General features: G+C 66.1%; 12 protein-coding genes. 5 read left to right on the forward strand and 7 right to left on the reverse strand.

What is annotated here, in order from left to right:
• Positions 1 to 56 precede the first annotated feature (56 nt).
• Positions 57 to 743, forward strand: coding sequence for an RluA family pseudouridine synthase (locus V9L21_RS17530; RefSeq protein ID WP_337313988.1), 687 nt, complete (start codon positions 57 to 59; stop codon positions 741 to 743).
• Here V9L21_RS17530 and V9L21_RS17535 read toward each other — a convergent pair.
• The 5 genes from V9L21_RS17535 to egtB all read right to left on the reverse strand — a co-directional run bounded on the left by V9L21_RS17535 (position 727) and on the right by egtB (position 4,972).
• Positions 727 to 1,170 carry a universal stress protein gene (locus V9L21_RS17535; protein WP_015866434.1) on the reverse strand — a complete coding sequence of 148 codons (444 nt, stop codon included), beginning with the start codon at positions 1,168 to 1,170 and terminating at the stop codon, positions 727 to 729. The genes V9L21_RS17530 and V9L21_RS17535 overlap by 17 nt on opposite strands.
• Before the next feature lie 108 nt (positions 1,171 to 1,278).
• On the reverse strand, positions 1,279 to 2,028 hold the full coding sequence (locus V9L21_RS17540; RefSeq protein WP_337313990.1) for a 2OG-Fe dioxygenase family protein: 750 nt from the start codon (positions 2,026 to 2,028) through the stop codon (positions 1,279 to 1,281).
• The gene (locus V9L21_RS17545; RefSeq protein WP_015866436.1) at positions 2,025 to 2,309 is read right to left on the reverse strand and encodes a DUF427 domain-containing protein; all 285 of its coding nucleotides are present in this window, start codon (positions 2,307 to 2,309) and stop codon (positions 2,025 to 2,027) included. The genes V9L21_RS17540 and V9L21_RS17545 overlap by 4 nt, the downstream gene beginning before the upstream one ends.
• Positions 2,310 to 2,689: 380 nt before the next feature.
• Positions 2,690 to 3,712 (reverse strand): L-histidine N(alpha)-methyltransferase, encoded by a 1,023-nt coding sequence (egtD, locus tag V9L21_RS17550; RefSeq protein ID WP_337313992.1) that lies wholly within the window; start codon positions 3,710 to 3,712, stop codon positions 2,690 to 2,692.
• A 3-nt stretch (positions 3,713 to 3,715) separates the two neighbouring features.
• Positions 3,716 to 4,972: an ergothioneine biosynthesis protein EgtB gene (egtB, locus tag V9L21_RS17555; protein WP_337313994.1), complete on the reverse strand. Its 1,257-nt coding sequence runs from the start codon at positions 4,970 to 4,972 to the stop codon at positions 3,716 to 3,718.
• 166 nt (positions 4,973 to 5,138) lie between these two features.
• Between egtB and V9L21_RS17560 the strand changes: the two genes are divergently transcribed.
• Both V9L21_RS17560 and V9L21_RS17565 read left to right on the forward strand, forming a co-directional pair.
• Positions 5,139 to 6,485, forward strand: a complete 1,347-nt coding sequence (locus V9L21_RS17560) for an NAD(P)/FAD-dependent oxidoreductase (protein WP_337313996.1) — start codon at positions 5,139 to 5,141, stop codon at positions 6,483 to 6,485.
• A gap of 28 nt (positions 6,486 to 6,513) precedes the next feature.
• Positions 6,514 to 6,765 (forward strand): hypothetical protein, encoded by a 252-nt coding sequence (locus V9L21_RS17565; RefSeq protein WP_337313998.1) that lies wholly within the window; start codon positions 6,514 to 6,516, stop codon positions 6,763 to 6,765.
• Positions 6,766 to 6,795: 30 nt separating this feature from the next.
• Here V9L21_RS17565 and V9L21_RS17570 read toward each other — a convergent pair whose 3' ends face one another.
• Both V9L21_RS17570 and V9L21_RS17575 read right to left on the reverse strand, forming a co-directional pair.
• Positions 6,796 to 7,332 (reverse strand): thermonuclease family protein, encoded by a 537-nt coding sequence (locus V9L21_RS17570; protein WP_337313999.1) that lies wholly within the window; start codon positions 7,330 to 7,332, stop codon positions 6,796 to 6,798.
• Positions 7,333 to 7,414: 82 nt separating this feature from the next.
• Positions 7,415 to 9,115, reverse strand: a complete 1,701-nt coding sequence (locus tag V9L21_RS17575) for a long-chain fatty acid--CoA ligase (protein ID WP_337314001.1) — start codon at positions 9,113 to 9,115, stop codon at positions 7,415 to 7,417.
• A 224-nt stretch (positions 9,116 to 9,339) separates the two neighbouring features.
• Here V9L21_RS17575 and V9L21_RS17580 point away from each other — a divergent pair, with 224 nt between their 5' ends.
• Complete coding sequence (locus tag V9L21_RS17580) at positions 9,340 to 9,780, forward strand: OsmC family protein (protein ID WP_281147979.1); 441 nt, start codon at positions 9,340 to 9,342, stop codon at positions 9,778 to 9,780.
• Positions 9,781 to 9,824: 44 nt separating this feature from the next.
• Positions 9,825 to 10,802, forward strand: a complete 978-nt coding sequence (locus V9L21_RS17585) for a Bug family tripartite tricarboxylate transporter substrate binding protein (RefSeq protein ID WP_337314003.1) — start codon at positions 9,825 to 9,827, stop codon at positions 10,800 to 10,802.
• Positions 10,803 to 10,911: the final 109 nt, after the last annotated feature.

Below are 10,911 nucleotides of genomic sequence, written 5' to 3' on the forward strand. Positions count from 1 at the left end.
GCGGGCTCTCCGCCCTGCCCCTGCAGCCGGCCTTCTCTCTACACTCTGCCGCATCCATGCCCGACACCGACCTTGCCATCGAACTCATTCACGAAGACGCCCACCTGCTGGTGCTGAACAAGCCTGCGGGATTGCTTTGCGTGCCCGGGCGCGGCGAAGACAAGCAGGACTGCCTGAGCGCGCGCGCCATGCGGCGCTGGCCCGACGCGCTGATCGTTCACCGGCTGGACATGGCGACCAGCGGGCTGGTGCTGATGGCGCGCGGCGCCGCCATGCAGCGGGCGCTCGGCGATGCGTTTGCCAACCGCGTGGTGCACAAGCGCTACGAAGCCATCGTCGACGGCGCGATGCCGGTGCGCGATGAATGGTCGGTCATCGATGCGCCGCTGATGGCCGACTGGCCGCGGCGCCCTTTGCAGAAGGTAGACCCCGCAGGCAAGCCGAGCGTCACGCGCTGGCGGACGCTTTCTTCATCGAAGTCGAACGGGGAACATGCTGCCACGCACGTATTGCTGGAGCCCCTCACGGGCCGCTCGCATCAGCTGCGCGTGCATCTGCTGTCGATCGGCCATCCGATCCTGGGCGATGCGCTCTATGGCAGTGCCAAAGTGCAGGCGCGCGCCCCTCGCCTGCTGCTGCATGCGAGCGAGCTGGGCTTCGTGCACCCAGCAACGCAGCAGATGCTTCGCTTCCAGAGCCAGCCGGACTTCGCCCTTTCTCTTTCTTCTACAGCCCGCCCTTGACCACCAGCACCGGCATGGGTGCGTCCTGGAGCACACGCTGGGTCACGCTGCCGAGCAGCAGCTTCTCGATGCCGCTGCGGCCATGCGAGCCCATCACGATCAGGTCGGCCGCAATGGCAATGGCGGTGTCGACGATGCCTTCGTGCACCACGTGGCCGTCGATCACGCGCTGGTCGCTGTGCAGGCCTTCGGCCGCAAGCGCGGCCACGCCGCGTGCAAGCGCCGCATTCGCGCTTGCGGTGGCCGCGGCCAGGTATTCGTTCTGGCCGAGCGCGTAGTCCGCGCCCACGCCAATGAAGGGGTAGTTGTCGATCACGTGGATCAACGTGATGCGGCTTCCGAACGCCAGCGCCAGGCCACTGGCCTTGCTGACCGCGAGCATGGAAGTTTCGGAGCCGTCGATCGGAACCAGGATGTGATTGAACATGGCGGACCTCACTTTCGTTCGTTCGCAGACAGGCGCGGCTCGCAATCGAACCGGGCCTCCAATTTAACCCCTCGGCAGGGGCGTGACTGTAGGACTCAAGCCAGCGGGTTAATCCCCCTGGAAACCCTGGGCGCGGCAGGTGACGACGAGGGTGTCGCGCCAGCCGGCGGCTCCCTCTTCGGTCGGCTGGATGGGCGTGGACTCATGGATCACGCGTGCGTCGTCGAGCAGCAGCAGCGACCACGGCTCGGTCATGGTGAACCGCTCGCCGCGTCTTCCGTTGGCTTCGAACACGCGCGTTTCGCCGCCCTTGATTCCGCTGCGCCCCACCAGCGCCACCGCCACCAGGTCGACACCGTCGCGGTGAGCGCCTTCAGGCGTGGGCCGGCCGATGCCGCCCGCGGTGTCGATGCGGAACTGGTGCGCCTCGACGAACCACGGTTGCGCCGCGGTATTGCGCATGCCGCTTGCCGCTTCGCCCAGCCGCTGCAGCAGGCGCTGCCACGCCGGCTGCGCCACCGTAGCCTCGTGCATCGGCGCAAACCAGCGCTGCATGCCGCCATGCAGCGCGTTGTATTCGACCGGCTGCCAGTGCGCACGATGCGGCACCTGCGCAATCGCTTCGCCTTCGACGGTGAAGCACGCATGGCGCCGCGTGCGATAGCGGCCGCCATCTTTCAGGTATTCGTCCGGTGGAAGATCGTTCCAGTCGGCGTGCAGCGCTTCGAGCTGATCGAGCGGCACGCCGAGCCATTCGCTCACGCCTTGCGGGCTGAGCACCGCATAGCCCTGTTCGCGCAGCGCAGGCAGCAGTTCGGCCGGCTGGATGAACGGCGGTTTGAATGCAGCGTTGGTCACGACGCGGTGACCTTCACGTCCTTCCAGAACGCGACGCGATCACGGATTTCTTCGGCTTCGGGCTTGGGGTCTGCGTAGTACCAGGCGGCATCGGTGTGGAGCTCGCCGTTGACCAGCAGCGAATAGTAGCTGGCCGTGCCCTTCCAGGGGCAGGTGGTCTTGTGGTTGCTGAAGGTGACGTGGTCGCGGTTGAGCGAGCTCATCGGAAAATAGTGGTTACCTTCGACGAGCACGGTGTCGTCGCTTTCGGCGATGGTGACGCCGTTCCAGGTTGCTTTCATGTGTTGCTCTCCACGGGGAAGGGATATTGTGCCCTTTGGCATTGTTTGTTTCCCGGGGGCCGGGTCTCGCCCAGCGGGCGCGCAGCGCCGCAGTGGCCTGGTGGCCGAGCGAAGCAAAGGCCCGTTAGGTTTCCAAGCCCCTCTGTATGCACCGAGGAGCGGAGGGTTTCGCGGATCAGGGCCGCAGCTGTTTGAGCGCAGCGAGTTCTGCGGACCCCGCGAAACACGAGCACCGCAGGTTGCCCGCAGCGCAGCGGAGGGTCGCAGACAGTGGGGTCGCCTTTTCTTTGTTTACTTTCTTTTGGCGAAGCAAAAGAAAGTGAGTCCGCCGCCGGGCGGAATCCCGGCCTCGGGAAGCAAACTAAGTCAGAGGTAAAAAATCACGCCCCCAACCAATGCACACTAAAAAGCCTCTCAGGATCCGTCCAAACCGCCAGCGGCCGAAACCCCGCCTTCACAGCCAGCGCCCGCAGTCCATCCACAGTGAACTTATGCGAGTACTCGGTATGAATCGTCTCCCCTTCCTCGAACCCGAACCGCTCACCGTGCAGTGAAACAGCCTGGTCCCGGCGGCTTACCAAGTGCATCTCGATCCGCTGCCGAGGCGCGTTGTAGAACGCCGAATGCGCAAAGCCATCCAGATCAAAGTCCGCATCGAGCTCGGCATTGGCGCGCCGCAGCAAATTCAAGTTGAACGCAGCCGTCACCCCTTGCGCATCGTTGTACGCCGCATGCAACCGGGCCGGGTCCTTCACCAGATCGACGCCGATCAGCAGCCCGCCGCTGCGCAGCATCCGCGCCGCAAGCTGCAGAAACGCCAGCGCCTCTTCAGGCTCGAAATTTCCGATCGTCGAGCCCGGAAAAAACCCGACGCGTTTGCCCGCACCGGGCATTGGCGCCGGCAGCACCAGCGGCATGGTGTAGTCCGCCGCAATCGGCTGCACCACCAGCTCGGGGTAGTCGGCCTTCAGCCGTGCAGCAGCAGCTTGCAGGTGCTCGCCCGAAATGTCGATGGGCAGGTAGCGCCTGGGCGCCTCGAGCGCATCCAGCAGCAGCCGCACCTTGGTAAGGGAGCCGGCACCGAACTCCACGATCTCGGCACCGGGGCCGATCTGCTCGGCGATTTCCCCGGCGCATTCGCCGAGGATGCGCAACTCGGTTCGCGTGGGGTAGTACTCGGGCAATTCGCAGATGCGGTCGAACAGCTGCGAACCGGCCGCGTCGTAGAAGAACTTGGGCGAAATGCTGCGCGGCCTGCGCGCAAGGCCCGCCAGCATCGCGCGGCCGAATTCGCAAAGCGGCGGCTCACCCGTGGCTGCCGCGGCGGCGGCCGGCGCCGCAGGCTTGCGCTGCTGCTGTGCGGCGGCGAACGAGAAGGAGGACGAGGATGTTGGATTGCGCATGATTCAGACGTCTTTCGCGAGCCTTAGCCCCGAGAACTGCCAGCGCGCCGCCGGCGGAAAAAAGTTGCGGTAGCTGGGCCTCGTGTGCCCAGCCGGGGTGGCCACGCTGCCACCGCGCAACACCAGTTGACCCACCATGAACTTGCCGTTGTATTCGGCGGCAATGCCGGGCATGGGCCTGAAGCCGGGATACGGGTCGTACGAAGAACGCGTCCACTGCCAGACGTGGCCGGTCATCTGCGAGATGCCGGGCGCATCGAAGGCGACCTCCCATTCAAACTCGGTGGGCAGCCGCGCGCCGGCCCATTCGGCATACGCGGCGGCTTCATAGAAGCTCAGCTGCGAGACGGGCGCATCGGCTTCCATGGGCCGCACGCCGTGCAGGCCGAATACTTGCCAGCCGCCCTGGTGCTGCTGCGGGCCGAGCCGCGGATCGTCGGGCGCAAGCCAGTAGGCCGGGTGCTGCCATCCCTGCGCCTGCACCGCGGCCCAGCCGTCGGAAAGCCAGAGCTCGGGCCGCTTGTAGCCGCCGTCGGCAATGAACTGGGCATAGTCGCCGCAGTTCACCAGCCGGTCGGCAATGGCATAGGGCTGCAACAGCGCGGCGTGGCGCGGCGTTTCGTTGTCGAAGGCAAAACCCAGCTGCGACGCTTCATGGCCGACCTGGACCACCCCGCCCGTCTGCGGCAGCCAGCGCATGGCCGGCGGCACCGCGGCCAGCCGCAGGGCCGGCCCAGCCGACGGCTTGTAGGCCGGCAGCAGCGGGTTGCATGACAGGGCATGAAGAATGTCGGTGAGCAACAGTTCCTGATGCTGCTGCTCATGATTCAGCCCCAGCGTGACGATGGGCTCGATGGCGGCCCAGTCCTGCTCGCCGATGTCTCGGTCTAGCAAGGCGAGCACCGCCTCGTCGACGTGGCTGCGATAGGCATGCACCTCGTCCACCGAGGGGCGCGTGAGCAGCCCTCGCTGCGGCCGCGGGTGGCGCGGGCCGAGCGCCTCGTAATACGAGTTGAAGAGATAGTGAAAGCGCACGTCGAAGGGCCGGTAGCCCGCGGCGTGAGGCTGGAGCAGCACGGTCTCGAAGAACCACGTGGTGTGCGCGAGATGCCACTTGGTCGGACTTGCATCAGGCATCGACTGGATGCACTGGTCTTCGGCGGAAAGCGGCGCGGCGAGCGACAGGCTGGCAGCTCGCACTTCGCGAAACTTGTCGCGCAGTGCGCTCGCCGCCTGGGTGATCGGCCGGGAAAGCGTCATGGAGTCTCCAGTCGGGTCAGCCGCTCGTTGTAGCCGATTCGTATTGCCGCAGCACGTAGGACAAGTTCTCGCCCTGGCTCTCTTGCGGGTGGGCGCCAAATCGGTGGGGCAGCCACTTTGGCACAAGACGCGCCGGCGTGCAGGGCGGCTGCGTATCATCCGTTCGATGCAAACGAACAACGCCTCCACCCGCCCCCACGTCGTCATCGTCGGTTGCGGGTTCGGCGGGCTCGAGGCTGCCCGCAGGCTCGATAGCGCCGATGTGGACGTGACAGTGATCGAAAAAACCAATCACCACCTGTTCCAGCCGTTGCTCTATCAGGTGGCGACCGCCGGGCTGGCCGCACCGTCCATCGCGGCGCCGGTGCGCACCCTGTTCCGCAAGCAGCCGCGCATCACCACGCTGCTCGGCGAAGTGAGCGCCATCGACGCGGCGGGCCGGGCGGTTCAGCTGACCAACGGCAGCCAGGTGAGCTATGACCACCTGATCGTCGCGGCCGGTGCTACCCACAGCTACTTCGGCCATGACGAATGGGCGCCCCTGGCGCCTGGCCTCAAAACGCTGGCTGACGCGTTCGAGATCCGCCGCCGGGTGCTGATGTCGTTCGAGGCGGCCGAAACCGCCACCGACCCGCAGCGCCGCCGCGCGCTGCTGACCTTCGTGGTGATCGGCGCCGGGCCAACGGGTGTCGAAATGGCCGGCACCCTGGCCGAAATTGCCAAGCACACCCTTTCCGGCGAGTTCCGCCACATCGACCCGGGCAGCGCGCAGGTGCTGCTGGTCGAAGGCGGCCCGCGCGTGCTGCAGGCCATGCCCGAAAGCCTGAGCCAGAAGGCGCTTGAGCAGCTCGAAAAACTCGGCGTCGAAGTGCGGCTCAATGCGCGCGTGACCGCCATCGACGCCAACGGACTCGAAGTGCAGTCAGGCGGCGGTGCGGACGGCACGCCGGCCACCGGCTACCGCATCGAGAGCAACTGCGTGGTGTGGGCGGCCGGGGTTGCGGCCTCGCCGCTCGGCCGCATGCTGGGCGAAGCGACCGGCGCCGAATGCGACCGCGCAGGCCGCATCAAGGTCGAGCCCGACCTGAGCCTGGCCGGGCATCCCGAGATCAGCGTGGTCGGTGACCTTGCGGCCGCCATGAGCTACGCGCCCGGCAAGCCGCCCAAGCCCGTTCCGGGGGTGTCGCCCGGTGCCAAGCAGATGGGCCGCGCCGCCGCCTCGAACATTCTTCGCCGCATTGCCGGCACGCCCACAGAGCCCTTTCGCTACCGCGACTACGGCAACCTGGCGACCATCGGCCGCAACTCGGCGGTGGTCGACCTGGGCACGCCCTTCGGTCCGCTGCGCTTCAGCGGGCGGCTCGCATGGCTCTTCTGGCTGTTTGCGCACGCGTATTTCCTCATCGGCTTTCGCAACCGCATCGTGGTGATGATGGACTGGGCCAGCGCCTACTGGAGCTTCCAGCGCAACGCACGCGTTGTGGCAGACGTGCAGGGCAAGAGCGAGTCGTAGCCGCAAATCCTGCCGGGGCCCGCCTGACATGTCATTGACCCTGTGGATTGCCGTGCATGCGCTCGACGCGGTGTTCTGGCTATGGGTCTTGCGCTGGGGTGGCGCGGCATGGCTCGAAGGCACTTTTGCCTCTGGCTTTCTGGTCAGCATCTTTGCGCCTCGATGGAGCGCCGAGGGCATTCGCATGTTTGCGCTACTGATGCTGGTGGTGTGCGCAATCAGCTTTCTCGCAGGTGTTTTTGTGTCCTCGCTGCGCTGCTTTTACGGCGGGCCCTGCTAGGCGCTTTTCCAGCGGCCGCGCTCGAACGGCTCAGAACAGAAAGTCGTTCGACGATGCGTTCTCGCGCTGGCGACGCCGCCACTCCCACGGTGCTGTCGGCTTGGCGCCGGCCCACAGCCCCATGCGTTGCGCACGCGCGCTCTCCTGCAGCTTGAACAAGCCGCCGCCGCGCCGCGTGGCAATCCCGTTGAAGTCGTACACCCAGGCCCAGCCTTCGGCCACCATCCGCGTTCCGGCGTCTTGCCCGTCGCAGTTCACGTCGGCCACAGTGCGGCCGTAGCGGTCGGTGTCGCGTTCGGTGATCACGGCCTGCTCGAAGTAGCAAAGGCGGCTCAACGCCTGCCTGCTGCGCTGCCCGTAGGGCTGGGCCCGTTCCGGCGCGTCGATGGCGGCAATGCGCACCTTCACTTCCTCGTAGGAGCCGAAGCCCCCGCAGCGGGCGGTGAGCGTGTCGCCGTCGCTGATGCCCACAACGAGGCAGGTTCGCGGCGGGGCCGCATGCGATGACTGGGCCGAAAGCAGGGGCAGGAGCGCGAGGCAAATGGCGGCGAGAGAACGCAAACGCATGGAGCAGAGAGAAGGAACGTGGCGGCGAAAGCCACGGATTCTCGTTGCGAACTGTCCCAGCCTCGCGGGCACGAACCCGTTGTTACGCAGCAGTCTCGTTCTCGTCTTCCTGCAGCAGCCGCCACATCACCTTGCCGCTGCCGCTCTTTGGCAGCGCGTCGACGAACTGCACCTTGCGCGGGATCTTGTAGACGGCCATGTTCTCGCGGCACCAGTCGATGATTTCCTGCTCGGTGGTGTTCTTGTGCGTGGCGCGCAGCACCACCACGGCCTTGACCGATTCGCCGCGGTAGCTGTCCTTGGTGGAGATGACGCAGGCCTCCTGGATAGCGGGGTGGCGGAACATCAGCAGTTCGACCTCGGCGGGCCACACCTTGAAGCCGCTCGCGTTGATCATCCGCTTGAGCCGGTCGGTGATGAAGAAATAACCGTCCTCGTCCATGCGCCCCATGTCGCCCGAGCGGAAGAAGCGCTTGCCCGCGAATTCGACAAAAGCAGCCTTCGTCGCGTCAGGCCGCTTCCAGTAGCCCTGGAACACCTCGGGGCCGTGGATGATGATCTCGCCCGATTCGCCGACAGGCATTTCCTTCAACGTGTCGGGGTCGACCACGCGCGCGTCGGTGCTCATGAAGGGTATGCCCAGGCACTGTTGCTTGGGATGGTCCGACGGATTGGTATGCGAGGGCGCGGCGGTTTCGGTAAGGCCGTAGCCCTCCTGGTACTTGAGGCCGTATTGCTCGAACAGGCGCTGTGCCACGGCCTGCGGCATGGCGGCGCCCCCTCCGCCGATGTGCGTGATGCTCGACAGGTCGTAGCTCGCGAAGTTGGGGCTGGCCATGAGGTCGATCACCATGGTGGGGATATTGGTCCAGCTGGTCACCTTCCAGCGCGAGATGAGCCGGCCGGCCACCTCGCGGTCCCAGCGCGGCATGATGACCAGCGTGCCCGCCGCGAGGATGGAGGTGTGCATCATGCTCACCACGCCGGTAATGTGAAACATGGGCACCACGGCCAGCACCACCGCTTCGGACGTGGCCTGCCCCCAGAGCTGGCCGGCCACCGCGTTGTGCATGAGGCTCGAATGGTGATGCACGCAGCCCTTGGGAAGACCCGTGGTGCCGCTGGTGTAGGGCAGCAGCGCCATGTCGTTGGCACCCACCACATGCTCGGGCGCCGCGTGGCCGGCCGCCAGCGCATCGGTCCAGGCCATCGCCTTGCCTTGCGCCAGTTCGGGCAGGGGATGGCGCGTGGTGAGCCATTCCTTCCATGCAGGCGCGGGCGCGTCGTCGCCGCTTGCGTCGGCATCGAAGGCATCGGTGAACTGGGTCACGATGAGGTGATCGAGCTGCTGCTCCGGCGGAAGCGCATTGCTGGCCTTGGCCAGTTCGCCGGCCAGGTCGCCGGTGGTGATGGCCACCTTCGCATCAGGGTCGACGATGTAGTGCTTGAGCTCTTCGGCCCGGTTCATCGGGTTGACCGGCACCACCACGGCATTGGCCCGCAGGATTGCGAAATGCGCGATCACGAGCTGCGGGCAATTCTGCATGTTCAGCACCACGCGGTCGCCGCGCTTCACGCCCATGGCCTGCAGCGTGCCGGCCAGGCGTTCGACCTGCCCGGCGAATTCGCGGTAGCTCATTACCCGGCCGAAGAACACGAGCGCGGCCTTGTCGGGGTAGCGCGCGGCCGAGGTCGCGAGGTTGTGCCACAGCGAGGTGGCGGGAACGGTGATCGAATGCGGAAGGCGCTTGGGCCAGAACTTGTGGTGCGGGCGTTGTTGCATGGTCAAGGCAGGCGAACGAATGGAGGAAGGAAAAAGGCAGCCCGCAGCCTAAGCCGCCCCGGCCGCGCCTCCCATCGGGGAAGCCCCCGGAGCGTCACCTTGGTGACGCCCATTCTTCTCACTTTGGACATAGCGCGCACGCGCCGTGCGACTACAGACACGGCAGGCTTTTCGAGCGATACCTGTCGGTCCCTCCATCCACCCACCGCAAAGAAGGAACTCTCATGGCAGCAGACAAGCACGCAAGCGTTCACTGGGAAGGCGCCGGCAAGACCGGCAAGGGCCAGATCAGCACCGAGACCGGCGCCCTCAAGGACTACCCCTACGGCTTCGCAAGCCGCTTCGAAGACGACAAGCGCGGCACCAACCCCGAGGAGATCGTCGGCGCGGCCCACGCGGCCTGTTTCACGATGGCCTTTGCCTTCGCGCTCGAGAAAGAAGGATTCACCGCCACCAAGGTAGACACCAGGGCCGCAGTGCGGCTGGCCAAGGACGGCGAAGGCTTCAAGATCGACCGCATCGCGCTCGAGCTCGACGCCACCGTGCCGAACCTGGACGAAGCCAAGTTCCAGCAGATCGCCGCCGCCGCCAAGGCGGGCTGCCCGCTGTCGAAGGCGCTGGCCAGCGTGCCGGAGATCACGCTGAAGGCGACGCTGGCAGGCTAGCGCTGCTGCTTATGATCGTCTCCACTAAAAAGAGGAGACGATCCATGGCCCATCCGGTCCGCACCGCTATCCTGGCGGCTTTTTCAGTCGCATCGTTCAGCGCAGCCGCCCCCGCCCTGGCCGCCTATCCCGACAAGCCGATCAAGGTCGTCATCGGCTTTCCGGCCGGCGGCCCTCTGGACCAGCATGCGCGCCTGTTGACCGATAAGCTGCAGGCCGTGCTGGGACAGCCGCTGATCGTCGACTACAAGCCCGGCGCAGGCGGCTCGGTAGGCGCCGACGCCGTCGCCAAGAGCCCGGCCGACGGCTACACGCTCATGCTGGCCAACACCGGCGTGGCCGTGATCAACGGCGCGCTCTACAGCAAGCTGCCCTACAACACGCAGCGCGACTTCGTGCCCATTGCGCGCACCGCAATGCAGCCGCTGGCCCTGCTGGTCACGCCCAAGCTGCCGGTGCAGAACCTCAAGCAGTTCGTCGACTACGCGAAGGCGCGGCCCGGCCAAGTCAACTACGGCTCGGCCGGCAACGGCGGCATCAGCCACCTGGTGCCCGAAATGTTCAAGACGGCGACAGGCCTCTTCATGGTGCACATTCCCTACCGTGGCAGCGCCCCGGCGTTTACCGACCTGATGGGCGGGCAGGTGCAGTTCATGGCCGAGTCGATTCCGCAGGCGGCCAACTATCACAAGCAGGGCAAGGTGCGCGCACTGGCCGTGACCAGCCGCGAGCGCAACCCCGCCCTGCCCGATGTGCCGACGGTGATCGAATCGGGGATCAAGGGCTTCGAGGTGGTGGGTTTCTACGGCTTCTTTGCCCCGAAGGACACCCCCAAGGACGTGGTCGCCAGGTTGAGCGATGCATTCAAGCAGGTGCTGACCAGCCCCGAGGTGCGCGACCGCATGGTGAGCCAGGGAGCAGACCCGGCCTATCTGGGCAGCGAGGACTTCGCGCGCTTTCTTGCCACCGAGACGCCGCGCTGGGACAAGGCGGTGAAGGCTTCGGGCGCCCGGATGGATTGATTGGCTGACTGCGGCGATTGGCCGCGGTTTGATTCAGGGCGTGTGCAAAGGCCACCGGGTACTCCCCTCCGCGAATGTCCCCCGGGGCTGCGCCCCTCCTCCTTTATTT

This window comes from Variovorax sp. CCNWLW235 (assembly GCF_037204085.1).
Classification (GTDB): Bacteria; Pseudomonadota; Gammaproteobacteria; order Burkholderiales; family Burkholderiaceae_C; genus Variovorax.